Origin of the sequence: Bradyrhizobium lupini, from assembly GCF_040939785.1 — a bacterium.
In the GTDB taxonomy this organism is placed as follows: Bacteria; Pseudomonadota; Alphaproteobacteria; order Rhizobiales; family Xanthobacteraceae; genus Bradyrhizobium; species Bradyrhizobium canariense_D.
In genome coordinates this window covers 5,441,155-5,462,143 of the sequence record NZ_CP162553.1, presented here as the reverse complement: position 1 = coordinate 5,462,143, position 20,989 = coordinate 5,441,155, and the positions used below count along the sequence as shown (strand labels likewise).

The window sequence follows — 20,989 nt, the reverse complement described above, 5'->3', positions numbered from 1 at the left end:
TGCCGGGGTTCTGAAGTCAAGGCATTTGCGCGGGGTGTTGTTGTAGGCGGCAATGGACTGACGGAAGCGCCTGGTTGGGAGCTTTTCGAGGTCGGTCTTTCGGGGGATGAAGCGGCGCAAGCGGCCGATGGCGTTCTCGATGCCGCCCTTTTGCCACGGCGCGTGCGGGTCGCAGAAGAAGGTCTTCATCAAGAGGCTCTGCAAGGAAAGGTGGGCGGCGAACTCGGTGCCGTTGTCGAAGGTGACGGTACGGCGCAGTGCCTCCGGTACGGCTTTGAACAGGCGTACGAGATGGCTAGCGATACCGGCGGCGAACTTGCGTTCGATGGGAACGGCGAGCAGCAGGCGCGAGGTTCGCTCGTGGACGGCCAGGATGGCCTGCCGGTATTTGGAGAACATCATCAGATCGGCTTCCCAGTGGCCCGGGACTTTGCGATCGGCGACCTCGGCAGGCCGTTCTGCCAGCGAAACACGGCCTTCGATGAAGCTTGCGGGGCTCCCGCCTCGTTTGCCGCGGTGGCCTCGCTTGCTCTTGCCTCGAGGCAGATAGCGCCGCCAGGTGAAGTCCGTCGTGCGTGTGATCTGGGCGTAGATGAAGCGGTAGATGCTCTCGTAGGAGATCACCCTACGGCCACGTTCCCGGGCCAGCCTGCCTGCGACCTGTTCGGGTGACCAACCGCGGCTCAAGCCTGCCAAGACCTCGCGGCGCAAGCTGGCGTCCCGCTCGAGGCGAGAGCCCTTCCAGCGCCGCGCCCGGGTCTGCTGCTGAGCATAGCTTGGCTTGTAGCCGACTTGCCTGCCACGGTTCCGCCTCAGCTCCCGAGAGATCGTTGATGGCGGCCGATCCAAAGCTGCCGCGACTTCCCGACCGAGCCGCCATTGGCCGAAAGGCGGGCAATCTCGCATCGATCGTCAAGGGAGAGCTGTTTGTAAGTCCGCCCCATGGCAACACCTCCAGATGGAAGTGTTGCACTTCGTTTGTGAACTCAGGGGACCCATAACCCCAGGGAGTGGTTTGGCGGGGAGTCGAGGTCCGGTACAGCGACCATTCGTAATCGATGGATTCCGCGGTATGGGTCCCGGCCTTCGCCGGGACGACACTGCCGATTTGGCAACGCATCCCGCGACAAGTTCACCCCGCATACGCCCTATCCAGATCCGCAATCACGATCTTTCTCATCTGCATCATCGCCTGCATGACCCGGTTCGCCTTGCTGCGGTCGGAGTCGCCGAGGTAGCGGCCGAGCGCTGATGGGATCACCTGCCAGGACAGCCCGAACTTGTCCTTCAGCCAGCCGCAGCGGGATTCTTCGCCGCCGTCGGCGATGAGCCTGTCCCAGAAATAATCGACTTCCGCCTGCGTCTCCACGCTGATGAAGAACGACACCGCCTCGTTGAACTTGTATTGCGGGCCCCCGTTGAGCGCGTTGAAGCGCTGGCCTTCGAGCTCGAACACCGCCATGAAGTCGCTGACGGTCTCAACCTTGGCATTGGGAAACACCGATTTGTAGAAGGCGACGGCCTCCGGCACGTTGTTGTCGAACCAGAGAAACGGCGTGATGGAGGTCATGAACGTGTATCCTTTCGCCTCGGCCGGGCGCGCGGCGGCGCGCCGATGTTCCAAGGACGAGGCAGGAGGCAACGATCCGACAGTGGCCGCGGGATTTTCTTGTAGCCCGGATGAGCGACAGCGACATCCGGGGCCGGCAGCTGCCCCGCAGATCGCTATCGCTCGTGCGGGCTACGGGTCCACGAAAACGCATTAACCTGTCGGAATCCACTCATTCCATTCGTCCTCCGAACGCAATACGCGATCAACCCCGGAGCCCCTACATGCCCACCATTACCGCCTTCGAAAGCTCGCCCGACCGCGGCAAGGGACAGGCCCGCGACATGCGGGTGCGTTGGGCGCTCGAAGAGGTCGCCGCGCCTTACGATGTGCGTCTGGTTTCGTTCGCGGACATGAAAGCGCCCGCGCATCTCGCGCTACATCCGTTCGGGCAGATTCCGACCTATGAGGACGGCGATCTCGCCTTGTTCGAGTCCGGCGCCATCGTGCTCCATATCGCCGACCGCCATGCTGGGCTGCTGCCGACCGAGCCGCACGCCCGCGCCCGCGCGATCGCGTGGATGTTTGCCGCGCTGAGCACGCTGGAGCCGCCGATCGTCGAGCTCGGCATGGCCATGCTGTTCGAGCGCGACAAGAGCTGGTACGCGGAGCGACTGCCGATGCTGCAGGACCGCGTCCGTGTCAAGCTCGGGGACTTGTCCCGCCGCCTCGGCGATGCCGACTGGCTCGACGGTGCGTTCAGCGCCGGCGATCTCATGATGGTGACGGTGCTGCGCCGGTTGAACGCGTCGGGCCTGCTGGACGAATATCCAGAAATCGCCGCCTACGTCGCCCGCGGCGAAGCACGGCCCGCTTTCAGGCGGGCATTCGAGGCGCAATTGGCGGTGTTCACCGGGGCACGCTTGGCGCCCTAAAGATCGAAATTGGTCGGCAGCATCACAACGTCGCGGATGGTCATGCCGCGCGGCCGCGTCAGCATGAACATCACGACCTCAGCCACGTCGCCGGCCTCCAGCAGGCTTCCCGAGTCCCTGGCTTCCTTCAGCTTCTCCGGCGGCCAGTCCGCGAGCAGCGAGGTCACGACCGGACCGGGCGAAATCGAGCCGACGCGGATGCCGTGCTTGAAGACCTGGCGCCGCACCGTCTGGACGAAGCAGTTCACCGCCCATTTGGACGACGCATAGACCGGCTCCCATGGCGTGGGAAAATGCGCCGCCAGCGAGCTCGTGACGATGATGTCGCCGGTCCCGCGCGCGATCATGTGCGGCAGCACGTCGTGCACGTTCTTCATCACGACGTTGACATTCAGGTTCAGCATCCGGTCGATCGCCATGGTGTCGGCATCGACCAGATCGCCACCGATATACGTCCCGGCATTCGCATGCAGGATATCGAGCTGGCCGGCCTGCTCCAGAACGCGCGGCAGCAGCGTTGCACAGTCTTTTGGGTCCAGCAGATCGATGAGCAGCGGGATCACCGCGTCGCCGTGCTTGTCGCGGAGCGCCTTCAGCGCGGCCTCATCGCGGTCGACCATCACCACGCGCGCGCCGGCGGCCAGCATCGCCTCGGTGCTGGCCAATCCGATGCCCGACACAGCCCCGGTCACGGCCGCCACCTTGCCGTCCAACTTTCTCGCCATGGGATCCCCATCTTGCCGAGGTCACTGGGATCGTGAGTATAACGACCCCGGCCGGAATTGTCGGGAAGAGATGGTGGGCGCGGCGCTTGCGCCCCATTTCCCCCTACGACATCGGCCTTACCGCAGCGTGATCGCAAGCCCGCTCAGGTCCGCATTCGCCATCAGGCCGACCTGCGTGCCGGACAGCTCGAGCACGGCGCCCTTCTGGTTGGTCAGCACGATCGCACGCGCGCCGCGGCCCACCGCGATGCCCGCACCGGCGGCGCCATAGACGCCGGCGATGTCGGAGGGCCGGTTGATGTTGGAGACGCGGCCGCGCAACACGGTCTTGGAGCCGCCGAAGACGAGGCCGTAGTCGAGACCGCCGGTCGAAAGCGAATAGGCGCGGCCGCGGAAGTTCATCACACCCGAGCCGCCGGAGCCACCGATGATCCAGCCCGCCTTGTAGATCGTCAGCACCACGGTGCCGCCGTCGGCCAGCGCCGAGGTCGAGAGGCCGGCGAGCGCGGCAATGCCGACCAGCGCGGCGCGGAGGGTGGATGCGAACTTCATGGGAGTCTCCGGGGGCTATTCTTCAAGGAGGGAAACGAATCGAACGCGCGGAATCTATCCGATGGATCGGGGCGGCAACATGATGGGATCGGCGTGAGTCACGGTCTGTAGCAACACACTCAACTGTCATCGCCCGGTTTAACCGGGCGATCCAGTATTCCAGAGAGAGCGATGGTGGACCGAAAACCGCGGCGTACTGGATGCCCCGGTCGAGCCGGGGCATGACGGCGGAGTTTGGCGCGACAAGACGCTCACCCGCCTCATGCCATTCTGCCCCTGTTTTGCCCGACGGGGCAACGATTATTTTGTTTTTCCCGAAGTGAAGAAAGCTCAATGATTCCTGCTGGATGTCTACTGTGCATGGGGTTGTTTTCGCGTTTTTTGTTGGAGGCGCCCCGAGCTGCCGCTACGCTTGCGCTTCCAGCCCTCCATCCGAGGTGATGCCATGCCGATCCAGCATTTCGCGCCCCCGCCGCACGTCAAGGCGCCGCCGCTGTCCTTTGCCACGCGCGCAGGCGATCTCCTGTTCGTCTCCGGCATTCCCGGCTTCGACGCGAACGGCGCGCTGCCTGACGGCTTCGAGGCGCAGTTCGCCAATGTCGCCATCAACATCAAGCGCGTGCTGGCGGAGGCCGGCGCCGAGATCCGCGATCTCGTCAAGGTCAACGTGCTGCTGACCCGCGCCTCCGACGTGGCCGCCATGAACGCGCTCTATGCCGGCGCCTTCGGCCCGCCGCCTTACCCTGCCCGCACCACCTGCGTGGTCCACGCACTGCCCGATCCGAAGATGCTGATCGAGATCGAGGCGGTGGCGTCGCTGGCCAAGAGTTAGACGTGTGATCGTCAGGCGATAGTCAAGGGATAAGGGTCGTCCGAACAGCCGACCAACGGCTGACATATCCGTGAACGGTCGCCGCCCCGCTTGCCAGCCACGCGGATTTGCCGCACCAGTTTCCTCTCACGTTCCCATCAGGAGATATTTCATGCGTCGCGTTCTCGCCCTTTGTGCCGTTGCCGGCATCGCCACCTCCGTGTTCGCCGTGCCGGCCTCTGCGGCAGTCGGCTATTACGTGATCCGCTGGGACAACACCGGCATTTGCCAGGTCTGGAACGAGGACCTCAAGTACAAGCCGTTCCAGTGGGGCGTGTCGACCTACAAGGTCGTCAGCAAGCCGCTCCCGACCTTCACGGCCGCCTCGGAGCTCCAGATCAAGCTGCGCGCGGAGCGCCGCTGCACGCTCTAGGCGTGAGGCGACAGACCGGATTTCAAAGGGCGGATCGCGCAAGCGGTCCGCCCTTTTTCTTTTGGACGGACCACCGGTTTTTCGGCCGACGTCACGCATTTTCCGCGCACACGCTTTGAACCTGGCCGGTTGGCGGACCCACTCACATCTTGTCCGGGGCGCACCAGCGTCCGACTCCAAGTCTGACGTCCGTAGCCCGGATGAGCGAAGCGATATCCGGGAATTCCCGGTCAGCCTCCCTCGGCTCGCTCACCGAAAGCAATCCCACTTTCGCCGGCATCGCCCGCCCAGTCTTCCGAGAGCAATCCCGCCCGCGCATATCGGTGAACGGACGAATGCGGCCAATCACAAACGCGCTGGACGTAGCGATGCTTGACGGGGTTGAAGTGAATGTAATCCACGTGGCGGGCGAAATCATCTTCGTCGCGAACCGTGTGCTCCCAGTAGCGTCGTTGCCACAGAGCCAATTCTCCATTGGAGTGGCGGGCTACGTCGATACCCGCATGCAGTAGTGCGCTGCTGAAATGCCCCTTGATCCTTCGCCAACGTCCCGCGAAATCGGCGTCATGCGGCGGGAGGCTCATGACGACATGCAAATGGTCCGGAAGGATCACGATCGCATCGACCTCGAACGGGCGCTCCCTGCGAGCGGCCCGGAAGGCATCACGCAGGGCGCCAACGTTTTCAATCAAAATGGTCGATCTGCGGTCGAAGAGCGCTACAGTGAAAAAGTAGGTGCCGCCGGGAAGAAAATTTCTGCGATACAAAACCATGGGCTAGACCCGTCCCGGATGTCGCTTCGCTCATCCGGGCTACAGGATAGCACATGAGCCCTCACGCGTCCTTGTACGCGCGGGGATGGATCAGGATATCGCGCGCGGCGGCGAGGTCGATGAAGGCTTCCGCGCTGCCGCCCCGGTCGGGGTGCATGCCCTTGGCGGCGCGGCGATAGGCCTGATTGATGTCCTCGCAGGTGAGCTGCACCGCGAGCGGCAGGCCGAGCACCTTGCGGGCGCGATCTTCGCTGGACAATTTTTTCGGCGCAGCATTGCGGCGCCCGAAGCGCGGCGCGGTCAGGTCGTGAACGACATCGAGCACCACGCCGAGACGGCGCCGGGCCGCCAGCGTGACGCTGTGATCGTCATTGTCCACGGCCTGGCGCAGCACCGGAAGCGCCTGCTCGGCAGCCTGACGCAGCATGGTATCGGTGCTCATCCGCGCGATCTCGGCCGCCAGCCGGCCCGCCTCGGCCCAACCGGCGCCGTCCGCCGACCGCAGGCGTTCGAGTGCGAGTTTCCAGGATTCGAGCCGTTCCATCATGCGCGCAACGTTTAGCAATCAAGATCAGTATGCCAAGGGCGCCGTTTCCGACCCCTTAATTTCGAGTTAGCCTTTCATGAAACTTCGAAAAGAAATCGGGAGGAAATTGTCATGGCATTGCTCGCAAACCATATCGCCGTCATCACGGGCGCCGGTTCGGGCATCGGCCGGGCCATCGCTTCCGGCTACGCCCGCGAGGGCGCGCAAGTGGTGCTGCTCGACGTCAACGCCGACACGGTCGCGGAAGCCGCCGAGGGGATCCGCAAGTCCGGCGGCAAGGCCGAGAGCTTTGCACTCGACGTCACCAAACGCGACGACTGCTTCGCGCTCGCCAGGCAAGTCGCCGACAAGGTCGGGCAGGTCTCGATCCTCGTCAACAATGCCGGCATCACCCGCCGCAACGCCTTCACCGCCGATACCGAGACGGTGGCGAAGGATTGGAATGACATCATCTCGCTCAACCTCAACGGCGTCTTCAACATGACGCAGGCGTTCCTCGCGCCCTTGCGAGCAGCCAAGGGCCGCATCGTCAATATCGGATCGATCCAGTCCTTCGTGCATCTGCGCACGCCGAGCTCGGCGGCCTACACCACCTCGAAACACGGCGTGCTCGGCTTCACCAAGGCGCTCGCGGTCGAGCTCGGCAAGGAGGGCGTGCGCGTCAATGCAATCGGGCCGGGCTTCATCGAGACTAACATCAACGCCAATGTGCGTGCGACCAATCCGGCGCTGGTGCAGGCTTTCGTCGATCACACCCCGCTGGCGCGCACCGGCAAGCCCGAGGACATCGTGGGTCCCGCGATCTTCCTTGCGTCGGACATGTCGGCCTACGTCACGGGAACGATCGTGATGGTGGATGGCGGATACCGGACGGTGTGAGCGGGAGGGATGCCTGCTTTGCGGGGTATGCTCGCAGGAATATGCAATCCGTGCCAATCGCGGCGGTGCGGCGGCATTCCCAAGGTCAATTCGTGCGATCGCCCGCGGTTAACGTTTCGTTAACCAAACCCGCCCACCGTAGATCTACGGCTTGGGGGTCGTTTGTTCTCGATCCGCTTCCAAAGACGGAAGCGGCGTTGATCGGGGAGTGTGTCGATGACCACTGTTCATGTCGCTGCGTCCGAACCGGGCGCGTATGTCCTTTCACCGAACCAGATCGTTCCGCTGCTGATCGGCGCGACCGTCGACGAGGTCGAGCGTGAGCTCGTGCTGCAGACGCTCGCCCGCTGCGACGGCAATCGCACGCGCGCCTCGCGCGTGCTCGGCCTCTCGGTGCGCACGTTGCGCAACAAAATCAGGCTCTACGCCGCCTCCGGCATCGAGGTGCCGGCCTATCACGACTAGCGCGCGACGTGCCGCCGATTGATGTTGATCCAGCCGGCGCGCTGTCCGAGTGGAATTGCTGCTGTCGTCAAACGCCGCTAATTACTTGCTTCCGGTCAAGGGAGCAGCGGCGTGGCAGACGAACAAAAACGGCAGGGACCTCAGGGACCGCGCGGACGGCAGGGCGAACCGGGGCGGCCGGGACCGCAGGGTCATCCAGGCAAGCGCGGGCCCGATGGCGCGCGTGGCAAGCCAGGTCCGCAGGGCAAGCCGAGCCCGATCGGAAAGCCTGGACCGCTGGGCAAGCCCGGTCCGCAAGGCAAGCAGGGCGAAGCCGGCCCGCGCGGGGCGGCCGGTGCACAGGGACCTGTCGGACCGCAGGGGCCGGCGGGGCCGCAGGGCCCGCGCGGCGAGGCCGGTCCGCCCGGCCAGTTGCCGTCGATCGAACAGGTGCTGCCGTGGCTCGATCAGCTGTTCGACGCCTGGGACGAACGCCGCCGCCAGCGCGAGCATGAGGCTGCCGAGCGCGAGGCGCTGGAAGCCGCGGTGCAGGAGACCGACGACGCGCCCCTCGATGACGAAGACGAGGACAGCGAAGGCGATCACAGGAAGAAGAAGAAAAAGAAGAAGCACGGCCACAAGGACTGACGGACGAATCTATTTCGTCCCATTCTCGCGTCGCGGCAGCATGCCCATGCGCTCGAACTGCCAGCGCATGGCGCGGTACCAGAGATAGCCGACCGCTGCGCCGCACAAGGCCAGGATCACGACGTTCGCGCTCGAGAACGAGCCGCTCCACCACGTCATCCACGCGGTCCACAGCAACGTGAAAACGATGGCACCTGCTTTCAGCGGAAGAAGGGGGCGGCTCATGGTCGTGCTCCGGGGTGTCAAAAGCCCGGCGAACATCATCGCGCGCTGAGACCGTTGTCACCGTGAGGCAGGTCACGGAACGGACCTTCGAGCCGCCTAACCGAACCGCAGCCGCGAACGTTCCTTGGCCTTTTCCGCTTCGACCTCACGATCACGCGCCGGCGCATGGGTGTGCAGCGACGTCAGGAGTTTTCGCGCAGCCTCCGAGACCTCCGCCACCGCACGATCGAAGGCCGCCTCGTTGGCCTGCGACGGCTTGTTGAAGCCGGACAGTTTTCGAACGAACTGGAGCGCGCTGGCGTGGATCTCATCCTCGGTCGCCTCCGGCTCGAAGTTGAACAGCGTCTTGATGTTGCGGCACATGCAGTCTCTCCTGACCTTTCCCCCAAAGGACGACCGGCGAAAACGAAATCCTACATCCTTCCGCACAGTTCTGCTAAGTTCCGCCGCAACGCGGCCGCCGACCAGAGCCGCACGGGGGAAATAGACATGAAAGCTTCCTGCGCGGCGCTGTCAGCCATCCTGTTGTCCGTCTCGTTGGCGGCCATCTCGACGTCCGCATGGGCGGCCGATTATCCGGCGCCGAAGCAGGGCGACTGGATCGCCAAGGATTTCAAGTTCCACACCGGCGAGACCATGCCGGAGCTGAAGCTGCACTACACCACCGTGGGGGAGCCGAGCGGCCAGCCGGTCCTTGTGCTGCACGGCACCGGCGGCTCGGGCGCGAGCATGCTGTCGCCGGCCTTCGGCGGCGAGCTGTTCGGCGCGGGGCAGCCACTGGATGCCTCCAAATATTACATCATCATCCCCGACAACATCGGCCATGGCAAATCGTCAAAACCGTCCGACGGGATGAAGACGAGCTTCCCGAAATACGATTACGACGACATGGTCGAAGCTCAGTATCGCCTGGTGACGGAAGGGCTCGGGGTCAAGCATCTGCGGCTCGTCATCGGCAATTCGATGGGCGGCATGCACACCTGGTTGTGGGGCGAGAAATATCCGAAGGCGATGGACGCGCTGATCCCGATGGCCTCGCAGCCGACCGAGATGGCATCCCGAAACTGGATGCTGCGGCGGATCATGCTCGACACCATCCGCAGCGACCCCGACTACAACGGCGGGAATTACACCAGCCAGCCGCGCATGATGAAATACGCCATCACCGCCTACGGCATCGCGAGCATCGGTGGAACGCTGGCCTATCAATCGCAGGCGCCGACGGCGGCGAAGGCCGACAAGATCGTCGACGAGCGGCTGGCCATGCCGATCACGGCAGATGCCAACGACTTCGTCTACCAGTGGGAGTCTTCGCATAACTACAATGCCGGCGAGAAGCTGGAGGCCATCGAAGCGCCGCTGCTGCTGATCAATTCAGCCGACGACGAACGCAACCCGCCTGAGACCGGCATCACGGACGCTGCGATGACGCGGGTCAAGAACAGCAAACTGTATCTCATTCCGGCAAGCACCGAGACGCGCGGCCACGGCACCACCGGAAACGCCAAATTCTACAGCGAGCAGGTCCAGCAATTTCTGCAAGCCGCGCCGCAGCAAACGATCGAATCTGCGCGCCGCTGATTTTGCATCGCATCAACGGCCGTCTAGCCCGCATATTATTTGAGCATGCATTACGCTGACGGCTCGGGCTTAATTGCGTCGATGTCCGAATCGACGCGCGGGATAATCGCGCGCCAACGGCACGACACGCGATGAGGAGGATCGCATGCACAGGCTCGCACTGTGCGTTTGGCTGGCCGCACTGACGGGCGCCGCGTTCGCGTTCGACAACGGGCAATATGATCACGTCCCGCCCGACATCCGCGCCTGGTTCAAGAGCGTGATCGCACCGAACGGCGTGCCCTGCTGTGACGTCTCCGACGGCCATCGCACGGAGTACGACGTGCGCAGCGGTGCCTATTGGGTGCCGATCGAGGGACAATGGATGGAGGTGCCCGAGCGCGCCATCATCCGCGACCGCGGCAATCCGGTCGGCCAGGCCGTGGTGTGGTACGTCCGTCACCGCGGCGCCATCATCATCAGTTGCTTCGTGCCGGCGGATGCGGTGTAGCGCGATCCCTCGACGCGGCGCGTGCTAGCTCGGCCGATAGCTCCTGTGAACGACAGAACGCGAGCTCGCGCTCTATCCGCCTTGCGTGTGGGCGGCAAGCATCAAGCAGGTCCTGGAGGGCATCGACCTTCCACCCATCCCCAACAGCTGGCTCTATCACGGGCCGCGGCTGGCGCTGCAGCCAGTCCTGATCTGGTGGGCTCTGAACTGCGCTGGCGTGATCGACTGGACGCGGCGGCGTGACAAAGGGGGATAGCGATCGGGCCGAGAGATGATATTCTCGGGGCATTCCACCAGGGAGACCTTCGTGACTGATCTTTGCGCCGAAGACCTCGCCACCATCTATGCCCAGCCGAGCCCGCGCGTGATCGCGAAAGCGCGCCCCGCAATCGACACGCATGCGAAGAAATTCATCGAGATGTCGCCGTTCTGCGTGCTCGCGACATCGGGAGCGGACGGCAGCGTCGATGCCTCACCACGCGGCGGCGGCGTTGGCTTCGTCCACGTCGCCGGCCCCAACCAGCTGCTGATGCCTGATCGCTCCGGCAACAACCGGATCGACAGTTTTCGAAATGTCGTCGAGGGCTCGGGCTTCGTGCATCTGTTGTTCTTCGTCCCCGGCATCGACGAGACGCTGCGCGTCGGCGGCCGCGGCTCGCTGTCCGCCGATCCGGACCTGCTCGCCTCGATGGTGGAGTTTGGCAAGTCGCCGCGCGCGGTGCTGAACGTCGCCGTCAGCGAAGTCTATTTCCACTGCGGCAAGGCACTGATGCGCTCGAAGCTTTGGTCGTCCGAGAAGGTGCCGCGCTCGGTGATGCCGAGCATCGTCGAGGTGGTCCACGAGCAGACCGGCCTTGGTGAGCCGCAGAGTCAGGAGATCGTGGAAGAGCTCTACAAGACGCAGTTGTAGCTGGCGTCCAGGCTGTCGTCCCGGCCTGGTGCGGAATCGCGCATCAGGCCGATACGGAGTTGTGCCATCGCTAACGCGCCGAACTAATGCCCGTCCCCCTCGAGCCCGCCAACGTGCTTCTGGGTGTAGAGTTCGAGGCCGATGCGGCCGATCAGGTCGAGCTGGGTCTCGAGGAAGTCGATGTGGTGCTCCTCGTCGCTCATCAGCTTCTCGAACAGATCACGCGTCACGTAGTCCTTGACGCTGTGGCAGTAGGTCGCCGCTTCCTGATAGAGCGCCCGCGCGCTCATCTCGGCGGCGAGATCGCACTCGATGATCTCCTTGACGTTCTGGCCGATGCGCAAGGGATCGAGCACCTGCATGTTCGGGAAGCCGTCGAAGAACAGGATTCGCTCGGTGAGCTTATCGGCGTGCTCCATCTCCTCGATGGACTCCTTGCGCCAGACCTTGGACATGTCCCGCAGGCCCCAATTGTCGAGGAACCGGTAGTGCAGCCAGTACTGGTTGATCGCAGTCAGCTCGTGACGCAGCGCCTTGTTGAGATAGTCGATAACTTTTGCGTCGCCCTGCATGGTTCACTCCAGCTCTTGCAGTCCAAATCGGCCGTAAACCGAATTTAGAACGCTTCTAAATGAGTTTGAAGACTGGGGCAACCGGCTACGGAGACGCAGCCGGGGAAAAGCTCAGTAACGGTTGCGGAAGATTTCAGCAGGCCGCGAGGGCGAACTCGGCCGGCTGGGCCGTCTCGTCATTGGCAGCCACAGTGTGGTTGTGCGGGCAGCCGGAGCAGCAGGACGAGGCACAGGGGCCGAGCGCTTCATCGATAATGGTCTTGATCGTCCGGGCGCAGCGGCCGCATTCGGCGCTACAGCCGAGACATCCATAGACCTGCTTGGCATGGCGCACGGCGTCGTCGGACTCGGCGACGGCGGCGCGGATGTCGTCATCGCTCAGCACGTTACAGGAACAAACGATCATGGAAGCGGCAGGCCCTTTGGTGATGCGCCATCATCGATATTTAAGGGGCCGGCCGGATGCAAAAGGAAAAAGCGGAATTTGAAGCTATTCCAAACTAGCCCGCAAACAGCCTAGAACGGCTCTAAAACAGGGCCTTGCTCTGGATCAAGATTGCGGCAGATCTAGTCGCCTCCACCATCGCCGCCCCCGCAATATCCGCCACTACTGCCGCCATCGCTGCTGGAACAGCTGCCGCCGTCGGTCGAGCTGCTGGAACTATCGCTGGAAAACCAGCTCCCCAATGAGAAGCCGTCGCTCGTGCCCGCGGAGGTGTCGCCACCGCTATTGCCGCTGGCCCCGGCGCGGGAGCGCCGCTGGCCGCGGTTCTGGAGATGGGTGATCCAGCCGTAGCCGATCGCGGAGACGATCCCGGCAGCGATCAATGCATTTATCATCGCGTTACCCATCATCGCCCTCCCCTGGCTGGGCTGCGGTCCTTACCGATTGGTCGCCCCGGCAAAGGTGCCGTTCATTGATCATTCAAACGAAGTATGGAACTTTACCCTCAAAGAGTTCCCGCGTGTTTGCTCGAAAGGTCAGCCAATGAAGAAGTCGCTCCTGGCAATTGCTGCCGTCGCCGCTGTGGCCCTTAGCGCCATTACACCAGCCCAGGCGCAACGCGGCGTCGCCGCGGGTGTGGCAGCCGGAATCATCGGCGGCGCCATTGTCGGTGGGGCGCTGGCCTCTCCGTATTATTACGGTCCAGGCCCTGGCCCGGGCTACGCATATGGTCCCGGATACTATCCGCCGCGCTACTATGCGCCGGGCCCGGGCTACGTCGCGGACGACTATTACGGCAACGGCTGCGTCTGGCAGAAGCAGCGCTTCTGGGACGGTTATGCCTGGCGCGTCCGCCGCGCCAGAGTCTGTGGCTGAAGTCGCCCCAACCGGCTCATTCCAGATGCGCCGTTCATTTAGGGGCCTGAAAAAGACCGCTTTTTCTCGTCACAGCTCCGTGTGCGTTTACCGCGGATTGACCATTTGCGCGCTTCCTAGCTGCAAGGCCAATTCCATCAGAGTCTGCGTGAACCTTTGAACCCCGGGCGCTCCTAACAAGGAGCATCCATCTCTCAGGAGAGCCAAGAGTATGAAGAAGACTTTAGTTGCCGCCCTCACGGTTGCGACGATCGCCGGTTCGCTGGTGACCGCCACGCCGTCCGCCCAGGCCCATGACGGGGTCGGCGTCGGCATCGCAGCCGGCCTGATCGGCGGCGCGATCGTCGGCGGCGCCATCGCATCGAGCCGTCCCGCCTATGGTGGACCGGTTTATGTGGCCGAGCCCGGCCCGCCGCCCCCGCCCTGCTACTGGCAGCGCCAGCGCTACTGGGATGGCTACGGTTGGACCGTCCGCCCGGTTCGCGTTTGCTACTGATCTGACCGCATGGCGTTCATGAGCGCCGCGATCGAAGCCCGGCCGAGCACCTCGGCCGGGCTTTTTTTCTTTAGCCAGCCCTGCGCCTATCGCGCCGCCTGGATCGAGCGCAGCACCTCTTCGCTCGGCCAGCAATCGACCTTGAGGCCTGCCGACTTCTGGTAGGCGCCGAGCGCAGCGCGCGTCTGCATGCCCGCCTTGCCGTCGATCTTGTCCTTGTAGAGCCCGACGTGCGTGAGCCCCCGCTGCATCGCCTCGACGTCCTTGGTCCGCAATTGCTTCGAGGCAGACCATGGGGTCGCGAACGGTTGCGGGCTCGTCATGCGGTCGGCGAGATGTCCGACGAACAGCACGTAGAGGTCGGAAAAATTGTATTCCTTGATCACGAAGTAGTTCTTCGTGGTCAGGAAGGACGGGCCGTAGATGCCTTCAGGCTGCAGCAGGGACGCCGGCTGTGCCTGCTCGGCGGCAGTGAGCTTTTGTCCACGCACCGGTACAAAGCCTTCGCGCAGCCATTGGCCGATCGGCTTCGTCACCTCGGGCACGCCGGCGGTGCAATCGACTTTGGCCGGTGCCTGCACCTCGTAGGCCCAGCGTACACCGCTCTGCCAGCCCTTGTTGACGAGCTGCTGCGCGGCGGAGGCCAGCGCATCCGGCACCGAGTGCCAGATGTCGATGCGGCCGTCGCGGTCGAAATCGACGCCATGCTTGTAATATTCGGACGGCAGGAATTGCGTGAGCCCGGTCGCACCGGCCCAGGACGAGCGCATGTCCTTGCGTGTCACTACGCCGTCACCGAGAATTTTCAGCGAGAGGATGAACTCGTTGCGATAGCTGTCCTTGCGGCGGCCGACATAGGCCTGCGTCGCCAGCACGCGGACGAGATCGTAAGGCAGCGTATAGCGGCCATAGTCGGTCTCGCGGCCCCAGATCGCCAGCATCACGGTAGCAGGCACGCCGGAGTTTTTTCTCGATCTCGGTCAGCGCGGGGCGATATTTTTGCAGCAACCGCTGCCCCTCGCCCGCAAGCCGCGCGATCGAGGCTTCCCTGACATAGTCGGCCGGCACCTGCACGAACTCGGCCTGTGACGGCGCCCCCGTTGCGGGACGCCCCGGCAGGATCAGATCCGGCAGCTTGTAGTCCGGCTCGAGCCCGCGCGTCTCTCGCTCGAACGTCGCGCGCGACACGCCGGCGGCCTCCGCCTCCGGCCACAGCGAGGCGATGAACTGCGCGAAGGCGGCGTCGGCAGCGCCGGCGGGCGACAGGCTGCAGGTGATAGCGATCACCGCAGCTATCAGCACCCGCCGCATCATTTTGAGATCACCGCGTCAGCTTCTTGTACTTCACGCGGTGCGGGATGATGCTGTCCTGGCCGAGCCGGCGCATCTTGTCCTTCTCGTAGTCCTGGAAGTTGCCCTCGAACCATTCGACATGGCTGTCGCCTTCGAAGGCCAGGATGTGGGTCGCGATGCGGTCGAGGAACCAGCGATCATGGCTGATGATGACGGCGCAGCCGGCGAAATCCTCCAGCGCCTCTTCGAGCGCACGCAGGGTGTCGACGTCGAGGTCGTTGGTCGGCTCGTCGAGCAGCAGAACGTTGGCGCCGGATTTCAGCATTTTCGCAAGGTGCACGCGGTTGCGTTCACCGCCGGAGAGCGCGCCGACTTTCTTCTGCTGGTCGGCGCCCTTGAAGTTGAACGACGAACAATAGCCGCGTGAATTGACTTCCCTCTTGCCGAGCAGGATCAGCTCGTTGCCGCCGGAGATCTCCTCCCACACATTCTTGCTGCCATCGAGCGCGTCGCGGGACTGATCGACGTAACCGAGATGAACGCTCTCGCCGATCGTGATGGTGCCCTTGTCCGGCTCTTCCTGCTTGGTGATCATCCTGAACAGCGTGGTCTTGCCGGCGCCGTTGGCGCCGATCACGCCGACGATACCGCCGGGCGGCAGCTTGAAAGTGAGATCGTCGATCAGCATGCGATCGCCGAAACCTTTGCTGAGCCCTTCGAAGTCGACCACGTTCTGACCCAGTCGCTCGGCCACGGGAATCGTGATCTGCGCGGTCTGTGTCTGCTTTTCGCTCGCCTGTTTCAGCAGTTCGTCATAGCGCTGATAGCGCGCCTTGGATTTGGCCTGGCGCGCTTTCGGCGAGGACGCGATCCATTCCTGCTCGCGGGCCAGCGTCTTCTGATGCGCAGCGTCCTCGCGGCCCTCCTGCTCGAGCCGCTTCTGTTTCTGCTGCAGCCAGGACGAGTAATTGCCCTCGTAGGGAATGCCCTTGCCGCGATCGAGCTCGAGAATCCAGCTCGTGACGTTGTCGAGGAAGTAGCGGTCATGGGTGACGATCAGGATCGCGCCGGGATAGTTGCGCAGATGGCCTTCCAGCCACGACACCGATTCCGCGTCGAGATGGTTGGTCGGTTCGTCCAGCAGCAACAACTCAGGCTGGTCGAGCAGCAGCTTGCACAACGCGACGCGGCGGCGCTCACCGCCGGAGAGTTTCGACACGTCGGCATCGTCGGGCGGACAGCGCAGCGCGTCCATGGCCTGGTCGACCTTGCTGTCGAGATCCCAGAGGCCCTGGGCCTCGATCTCGTCCTGCAGCTTGGTCATCTCGTCGGCGGTCTCCTCGGAGTAGTTCATCGCCAGCTCGTTGTAGCGATCGAGGATGGCCTTCTGCTTGGCGACGCCCAGCATGACGTTCTCGCGCACGCTCAATGCCGGATCGAGATGCGGCTCCTGCTCGAGATAGCCGACGCGGGCGCCCTGGGCGACCCAGGCCTCGCCGTTGTACTCCTTGTCGAGGCCGGCCATGATTTTGAGCAGCGTCGACTTGCCCGAGCCGTTGACACCGAGCACGCCGATCTTGGCGTCCGGATAGAAGCTCAGATGGATGTTATCGAGCACCTTCCGGGTCGGGTAGCTCTTGGTCAGGCCCTGCATGAAATAGATGAACTGGCGCGCCATCGGTCCCGAAAACCTTCGATTTGAGGAAATTTGCTTGCCGCCGATGTAGCGATCCCGCCCCGAAAGGGCAATGTTTTCCCTCCGTTCACCACGGATGAATACGGGACGGACACCATCCCGCCGCCGATCCGGACAATTGAAACCATCTTTTAATAAATCAGGCCAAAGCTCGGTTTCGCGCGGAAACAGCGCCACCCGCTCAGAATGAACGGGAGCACAGCGAGACAGCGTCATGGCCATGATCGAGACCAACTCCCTTCCCGTTCCGGCGGAAGCCGGCAGCGCCTCCGCATTTGCCTCGGAGATCAAGGGCTTCTGGAAGCGCTTCTTTGCCACCGCTTTCAACCCCTACCGGCCCGAACTGCATTACATGCGCGGCCCCGGCCCGGCCTGGCGCGCCAAGCACGGCATGAATGCGCCGTTCCGGCTCAAGCCCCGCGACCTCTGAGCCTTTATCACCTGTCGGATTTTTGAAGACGCGCACGGCTTGCGCACGGTCCTGATTGCGCGCAACCATGGCCTGGTTCCACCTCTCGCCATGGAAGAACGCTGATGACGCGGCTGCGCTGTGCAATTCTCGACGACTATTTCAACCTCGCCCTCGACGTCGCCGATTGGCAAAGCCTGTCCGACCGCATCGACGTCACCGTGTTCAGCCATCCCTTCGTCTCCGAGCAGGCCGCGGCGAGCGCGCTGGCCGATTTCGAGATCGTCTGCGCGATGCGCGAGCGCACCGCGTTCCCCAAGAGCCTGTTCGAAAGCCTGCCGAAGCTGAAGCTCCTGCTGACGTCAGGCATGCGCAACGCCTCGATCGACATGGAGGCCGCCAAGGCGCGGGGCGTCACGATCGGCGGCACGCAATATTCGCGCGATCCGACCGCGCCCCTCACCATGGGCCTGATCCTGGAACTGACCCGCGGCATCGGCCGCGAGAACGCGCGCATGCATGCGGGCGAGCCCTGGCAGGCCTTTGCCGGCGTCGAGATCGAGGGATTGACGCTCGGCGTCGTCGGGCTCGGCAAGCTCGGCAGCAAGATGGCTGATATCGCGAAGGCGTTCGGCATGAACGTGATCGCCTGGAGCCCGAACCTGACCCCGGAGAAGTGCAAGGACGTCGGGGTCGGCTATGCCACCAAGGAGGAGCTGTTCACCAAGGCCGATATCGTCAGCATCCATGTGGTGCTGAGCGAGCGCTCGCGCGGGCTGGTCGGGGCTTCCGATCTGGCGCGGATGAAACCGACGGCCTTCCTCGTCAACACCGCGCGCGGGCCGATCGTGGACGAGCAGGCACTGCTCGAGGCGTTGCAGCAGAAGAGGATTGCAGGCGCCGGCATCGACGTGTTCTCGGTCGAGCCGTTGCCGACGGACCATCCCTTCCGCAAGCTCGACAATCTCGTCCTGACGCCGCATCTCGGCTACGCCACCGCGGACGGCTTGCGCATCCATTACGGCCAGATGGTCGAGGCGATCGACGCTTTCACCAAGGGCGGTGAGCTGCCGCGCAAGCTGGCCTGATATGCCTCAGGCCGCCGAGCGCTGGCTGGTGGGCTGCCGTGCCGCATCGGCAAAGCCGTCGCGCCAGGAGGCATGCGCCGGCAGCCAACCGAGCTCGCGCTTGGCCTTGCCGTTGGAGGCTCCACGCACCTCCGTCATCATCGCAACCATATGCTCGCCCGCAAGCAGGCGCCCGAGCCAGGCGGGGATGTGACGCGGCGGCTTGGCACCGAGGAGTTCGGCCAGCGCGGGCAACCAATCCTTCACCGGCGCCGGATGATCGTCGACGATATTGTAGATGCTGCCGGTGCGTCCGCGTTCAAGCGCGGCGAGCGTGGCAGAGGCTGCATCTTCGGTGTGAATGAACGACCACGTGCCGCCGCCGTCACCGATCACCGGCACACGCCGGTGGCGCAGCTGGTCGATCATCGCCGGCGAGAGCGTGCCGGTGCCGGGTCCATAGAAGAATCCATAGCGCAGCACGATGCCCTCCGGCTTCGTCGAAGCGGTGATGATTCTGCTCCAGATAGCGGATTGCCTCGAGCGTGCGTCGCAGCTCTCGCGGTGGATTCGAGTCGAGTTCATCGGTCTCGATCTTCACCGTTCCGCCGGCGCGACTGAAGGTCCAGCCGCAGAAGCTTTGCGCGATGAAGCGCTTGGCGCCGGCCTCGCGCGCGGCGTTGAGCAGAATGTCGGTTCCGCGGGTGCGGAGCTCGTTGGTTCGCTTGAAAGCCCGATCGAAATGCCGGAGGTCCGTGGCGGCCGCGAGATCTGTCATCTGGTGGATGACGGCGTTGGGCTTTGCCGCAATCACCGCAGCGCGCATGCTGTCGGCATCGAGACCGTCGGCAACGACCGGCTCCGCACCCAATCGCCGTACAAGGTCTGTTTTTGCCGCACTCCGTGTCGTGCCGATCACCGAATGACCCGCGGCGACCAGCGCCGGAACAAGATACTGACCGACCGCGCCGGTCGCGCCCGCAACAAAGATGCGCATCCTGTGCTCCTCAATTCGTTGCAATCCTCCCGGACGTAATCGAGGTGCGGAGCCGTTCAAGTATGCGCAAGTGCGACCTGCACGCATGCGTCAAATGATGACGGCGCGTGACCGAAGGCCATGCGCCGTCATCAGATCAATTCTTGCGAAGCCGATTCAGCGCACGGTGACGGGCGCGGGCAGCGGCGGCACCACTGTCGGCTGGGTGCCTCCGACCGGGCCGGCCTGCGCGGCCATTGGTGCGGGGCCGGCAGTGCCGGGCATGGGCGCGGCGGATGCGGTCGCCGTTCCCGGCGGCGGACCACCCGGCATCACGACCACGCGGGTGCCGACCTTGACGCGATCGAACAAGTCGGAGACGTCCTCGTTCAGCATGCCGATGCAGCCGGACGACACGAACTTGCCGATCGTCGAGGGGCTGGTTGGTGCCGTGGATGCGGTAGACGGTCGAGCCGAGATACATCGCACGGGCGCCGAGCGGATTGCCGGGACCGCCGGCCATGAAACGCGGCAGATAGGGCTGGCGCTCGATCATCTCGGTCGGCGGATGCCAATCCGGCCACTCGGCCTTGCGGGTGATCTTCTGCACGCCGGTCCAGGTGAAGCCGTCCCGGCCAACGCGGACGCCGTAGCGGATCGCGCGGCCGTTGCCCAGCACGTAATAGAGGTAGGTATTTGGGGTATCGACGATGAGTGTTCCGGCCGGCTCCTTGGTCGCCAGCGAGACCTCCTGACGGCGCAGGTTCTGCGGCAGCTGCGCCGGAGCAGCGTCAGGCTGCTCCTCGGGCGGCAGCGAGGCGATCGCCATCGGCCGACCGTCGGCACCAACGGGCGGCTGCCCAGCCTGGACCGTTCCGGTCGCGGCGGGACCACCGACCGCCTCGGGCGGACGCAGGCCATCACTGCCGGGCGCCTGAGCCGGACGATCGGCGTAGATCACCGCGGGCGGGCCGGCAGGGCGGCCGTAGCGCGGGTCGTCGGGCGACGTCACGGGACCCTGCGGCGGCGCGGCCGAGTAGACGGGGGCACCTGCGGGACGGCCATAACGGGGATCATCGGGCGACATCACCGGACCCTGCGGCGGCGCGGCGGAATACACCGGGGGAGCGCCGGACGGACGGCCGTAACGCGGATCCGGACCGGGCGGCGGCAGCGCTGCCTGCGGCATCGCGTCATCTTCATCGTCGAGCGCGTCGAAACTCGGCGCGCGGTCGCCGGGCCGATATTCGGCCGGCGGCGCGCCATAGCTCGGCGCCTGCTGGACCGGATAGCTCTGGGCCTGTGCGAGCGAGGTTCCCGCCGCAGCGACTGTTGCGGCAGCGCATATCGTCAGAAAATGTTTGATCATCATCGCTCTTGTATAGTCCCCGGGCCCCGTCCGGACCGTTAACGGCCAGATGACGGAAGATAGCGGCACATTCAAGACATTACAGGCGGATTTGTGCCTGATTTGCCGATTTGTGATCCGCAAGACTACCGTTGCCTCCTTGCATCACGGGGCGAAAATCAGCCCACGCCCGAGATCGCCGGAGTCGCCGGCTCCGTTTTTTAGGGAACGGCGCGGAATCGTTGCGGTATGTTCGAGATCAGCCTGATTCGCCTCCGCTTTGAGCTTCGATCCCCGCGTGGCGAACGC

At 64.1% G+C, this 20,989-nt stretch carries 26 protein-coding genes and 4 pseudogenes; 14 read left to right on the top strand and 16 right to left on the bottom strand.

Annotated features, from left to right (window positions below; genetic code table 11):
* Window positions 1-84 precede the first annotated feature (84 nt).
* Both AB3L03_RS25950 and AB3L03_RS25945 read right to left on the bottom strand, forming a co-directional pair.
* Window positions 85-906, bottom strand: a pseudogene (locus AB3L03_RS25950) (IS30 family transposase); the annotation flags it as partial.
* Between the two features lie 226 nt (window positions 907-1,132).
* Entirely contained in the window at window positions 1,133-1,570 is a 438-nt protein-coding gene (locus AB3L03_RS25945) for a VOC family protein (RefSeq protein WP_368507219.1), read from the bottom strand.
* A 263-nt stretch (window positions 1,571-1,833) separates the two neighbouring features.
* Between AB3L03_RS25945 and AB3L03_RS25940 the strand changes: the two genes are divergently transcribed.
* Complete coding sequence (locus tag AB3L03_RS25940; protein ID WP_368507218.1) at window positions 1,834-2,484, top strand: glutathione S-transferase family protein; 651 nt, start codon at window positions 1,834-1,836, stop codon at window positions 2,482-2,484.
* Here AB3L03_RS25940 and AB3L03_RS25935 read toward each other — a convergent pair.
* Together AB3L03_RS25935 and AB3L03_RS25930 are read right to left on the bottom strand one after the other, a co-directional pair.
* On the bottom strand, window positions 2,481-3,209 hold the full coding sequence (locus AB3L03_RS25935) for an SDR family oxidoreductase (RefSeq protein ID WP_368507217.1): 729 nt from the start codon (window positions 3,207-3,209) through the stop codon (window positions 2,481-2,483). The genes AB3L03_RS25940 and AB3L03_RS25935 overlap by 4 nt on opposite strands.
* A gap of 117 nt (window positions 3,210-3,326) precedes the next feature.
* Window positions 3,327-3,761, bottom strand: coding sequence for a hypothetical protein (locus AB3L03_RS25930; RefSeq protein ID WP_085385366.1), 435 nt, complete (start codon window positions 3,759-3,761; stop codon window positions 3,327-3,329).
* Between the two features lie 445 nt (window positions 3,762-4,206).
* On the opposite strand from AB3L03_RS25930, the gene AB3L03_RS25925 reads away from it, so the two are divergent.
* A complete protein-coding gene (locus tag AB3L03_RS25925; protein WP_018454145.1) occupies window positions 4,207-4,593 on the top strand; it encodes a RidA family protein in 387 nt (128 codons plus the stop codon).
* A gap of 151 nt (window positions 4,594-4,744) precedes the next feature.
* The gene (locus AB3L03_RS25920; protein WP_007613673.1) at window positions 4,745-5,005 is read left to right on the top strand and encodes a hypothetical protein; all 261 of its coding nucleotides are present in this window, start codon (window positions 4,745-4,747) and stop codon (window positions 5,003-5,005) included.
* Between the two features lie 230 nt (window positions 5,006-5,235).
* Here the strand turns inward: AB3L03_RS25920 and AB3L03_RS25915 are convergent, their stop codons facing one another.
* The gene (locus AB3L03_RS25915; RefSeq protein ID WP_368507216.1) at window positions 5,236-5,778 is read right to left on the bottom strand and encodes a transposase; all 543 of its coding nucleotides are present in this window, start codon (window positions 5,776-5,778) and stop codon (window positions 5,236-5,238) included.
* A 61-nt stretch (window positions 5,779-5,839) separates the two neighbouring features.
* Entirely contained in the window at window positions 5,840-6,325 is a 486-nt protein-coding gene (locus tag AB3L03_RS25910) for a J domain-containing protein (RefSeq protein ID WP_368507215.1), read from the bottom strand.
* A gap of 111 nt (window positions 6,326-6,436) precedes the next feature.
* On the opposite strand from AB3L03_RS25910, the gene AB3L03_RS25905 reads away from it, so the two are divergent.
* The 3 genes from AB3L03_RS25905 to AB3L03_RS25895 all read left to right on the top strand — a co-directional run bounded on the left by AB3L03_RS25905 (window position 6,437) and on the right by AB3L03_RS25895 (window position 8,296).
* Window positions 6,437-7,204 carry a 3-oxoacyl-ACP reductase FabG gene (locus AB3L03_RS25905; RefSeq protein WP_317245865.1) on the top strand — a complete coding sequence of 256 codons (768 nt, stop codon included), beginning with the start codon at window positions 6,437-6,439 and terminating at the stop codon, window positions 7,202-7,204.
* A gap of 216 nt (window positions 7,205-7,420) precedes the next feature.
* Window positions 7,421-7,669, top strand: coding sequence for a helix-turn-helix domain-containing protein (locus tag AB3L03_RS25900; protein WP_018454141.1), 249 nt, complete (start codon window positions 7,421-7,423; stop codon window positions 7,667-7,669).
* A 111-nt stretch (window positions 7,670-7,780) separates the two neighbouring features.
* Window positions 7,781-8,296 carry a collagen-like protein gene (locus AB3L03_RS25895; protein WP_368507214.1) on the top strand — a complete coding sequence of 172 codons (516 nt, stop codon included), beginning with the start codon at window positions 7,781-7,783 and terminating at the stop codon, window positions 8,294-8,296.
* A 9-nt stretch (window positions 8,297-8,305) separates the two neighbouring features.
* On the opposite strand, the gene AB3L03_RS25890 is transcribed toward AB3L03_RS25895, so the two are convergent.
* Together AB3L03_RS25890 and AB3L03_RS25885 are read right to left on the bottom strand one after the other, a co-directional pair.
* On the bottom strand, window positions 8,306-8,521 hold the full coding sequence (locus AB3L03_RS25890) for a hypothetical protein (RefSeq protein WP_018454140.1): 216 nt from the start codon (window positions 8,519-8,521) through the stop codon (window positions 8,306-8,308).
* A 96-nt stretch (window positions 8,522-8,617) separates the two neighbouring features.
* A complete protein-coding gene (locus AB3L03_RS25885) occupies window positions 8,618-8,884 on the bottom strand; it encodes a DUF2277 domain-containing protein (RefSeq protein WP_018454139.1) in 267 nt (88 codons plus the stop codon).
* Between the two features lie 126 nt (window positions 8,885-9,010).
* Between AB3L03_RS25885 and AB3L03_RS25880 the strand changes: the two genes are divergently transcribed.
* The 4 genes and pseudogenes from AB3L03_RS25880 (at window position 9,011) to AB3L03_RS25865 (ending at window position 11,502) form a co-directional block, all read left to right on the top strand.
* The gene (locus tag AB3L03_RS25880) at window positions 9,011-10,102 is read left to right on the top strand and encodes an alpha/beta fold hydrolase (RefSeq protein WP_018454138.1); all 1,092 of its coding nucleotides are present in this window, start codon (window positions 9,011-9,013) and stop codon (window positions 10,100-10,102) included.
* 145 nt (window positions 10,103-10,247) lie between these two features.
* Window positions 10,248-10,592, top strand: a complete 345-nt coding sequence (locus AB3L03_RS25875; protein WP_085351861.1) for a hypothetical protein — start codon at window positions 10,248-10,250, stop codon at window positions 10,590-10,592.
* A gap of 64 nt (window positions 10,593-10,656) precedes the next feature.
* Window positions 10,657-10,848, top strand: a pseudogene (locus tag AB3L03_RS25870) (hypothetical protein); the annotation flags it as partial.
* A 51-nt stretch (window positions 10,849-10,899) separates the two neighbouring features.
* Window positions 10,900-11,502, top strand: coding sequence for an MSMEG_1061 family FMN-dependent PPOX-type flavoprotein (locus AB3L03_RS25865; RefSeq protein WP_026232674.1), 603 nt, complete (start codon window positions 10,900-10,902; stop codon window positions 11,500-11,502).
* An 83-nt stretch (window positions 11,503-11,585) separates the two neighbouring features.
* On the opposite strand, the gene bfr is transcribed toward AB3L03_RS25865, so the two are convergent.
* From bfr to AB3L03_RS25850, 3 genes are all read right to left on the bottom strand, one after another.
* A complete protein-coding gene (gene bfr / locus AB3L03_RS25860) occupies window positions 11,586-12,074 on the bottom strand; it encodes a bacterioferritin (protein ID WP_018454135.1) in 489 nt (162 codons plus the stop codon).
* A 133-nt stretch (window positions 12,075-12,207) separates the two neighbouring features.
* Window positions 12,208-12,480 (bottom strand): bacterioferritin-associated ferredoxin, encoded by a 273-nt coding sequence (locus AB3L03_RS25855; protein ID WP_027570626.1) that lies wholly within the window; start codon window positions 12,478-12,480, stop codon window positions 12,208-12,210.
* A 161-nt stretch (window positions 12,481-12,641) separates the two neighbouring features.
* Window positions 12,642-12,929, bottom strand: a complete 288-nt coding sequence (locus AB3L03_RS25850) for a hypothetical protein (protein WP_368507213.1) — start codon at window positions 12,927-12,929, stop codon at window positions 12,642-12,644.
* A 133-nt stretch (window positions 12,930-13,062) separates the two neighbouring features.
* On the opposite strand from AB3L03_RS25850, the gene AB3L03_RS25845 reads away from it, so the two are divergent.
* Window positions 13,063-13,395, top strand: coding sequence for a hypothetical protein (locus AB3L03_RS25845; protein WP_317245861.1), 333 nt, complete (start codon window positions 13,063-13,065; stop codon window positions 13,393-13,395).
* 211 nt (window positions 13,396-13,606) lie between these two features.
* Entirely contained in the window at window positions 13,607-13,891 is a 285-nt protein-coding gene (locus tag AB3L03_RS25840) for a hypothetical protein (protein WP_007613695.1), read from the top strand.
* An 86-nt stretch (window positions 13,892-13,977) separates the two neighbouring features.
* On the opposite strand, the pseudogene AB3L03_RS25835 reads toward AB3L03_RS25840, so the two are convergent.
* A pseudogene (locus AB3L03_RS25835) lies at window positions 13,978-15,205 on the bottom strand (lytic murein transglycosylase).
* A 7-nt stretch (window positions 15,206-15,212) separates the two neighbouring features.
* A complete protein-coding gene (gene ettA / locus AB3L03_RS25830; RefSeq protein WP_018454130.1) occupies window positions 15,213-16,862 on the bottom strand; it encodes an energy-dependent translational throttle protein EttA in 1,650 nt (549 codons plus the stop codon).
* Window positions 16,863-17,094: 232 nt separating this feature from the next.
* Between ettA and AB3L03_RS25825 the strand changes: the two genes are divergently transcribed.
* The gene (locus AB3L03_RS25825; RefSeq protein WP_018454129.1) at window positions 17,095-17,310 is read left to right on the top strand and encodes a hypothetical protein; all 216 of its coding nucleotides are present in this window, start codon (window positions 17,095-17,097) and stop codon (window positions 17,308-17,310) included.
* Window positions 17,311-17,414: 104 nt separating this feature from the next.
* On the top strand, window positions 17,415-18,377 hold the full coding sequence (locus AB3L03_RS25820) for a D-2-hydroxyacid dehydrogenase family protein (protein WP_085351864.1): 963 nt from the start codon (window positions 17,415-17,417) through the stop codon (window positions 18,375-18,377).
* Window positions 18,378-18,383: 6 nt separating this feature from the next.
* Here AB3L03_RS25820 and AB3L03_RS25815 read toward each other — a convergent pair whose 3' ends face one another.
* The 3 genes and pseudogenes from AB3L03_RS25815 to AB3L03_RS25805 form a co-directional block, all read right to left on the bottom strand.
* Complete coding sequence (locus AB3L03_RS25815; RefSeq protein ID WP_368507212.1) at window positions 18,384-18,839, bottom strand: NAD-dependent epimerase/dehydratase family protein; 456 nt, start codon at window positions 18,837-18,839, stop codon at window positions 18,384-18,386.
* Window positions 18,742-19,353: an NAD-dependent epimerase/dehydratase family protein gene (locus AB3L03_RS25810; protein ID WP_368507211.1), complete on the bottom strand. Its 612-nt coding sequence runs from the start codon at window positions 19,351-19,353 to the stop codon at window positions 18,742-18,744. Before AB3L03_RS25810 ends, AB3L03_RS25815 begins: the two co-directional genes overlap by 98 nt.
* A gap of 156 nt (window positions 19,354-19,509) precedes the next feature.
* Window positions 19,510-20,701 (bottom strand): annotated as a pseudogene (locus AB3L03_RS25805) (L,D-transpeptidase family protein).
* Window positions 20,702-20,989 lie beyond the last annotated feature (288 nt).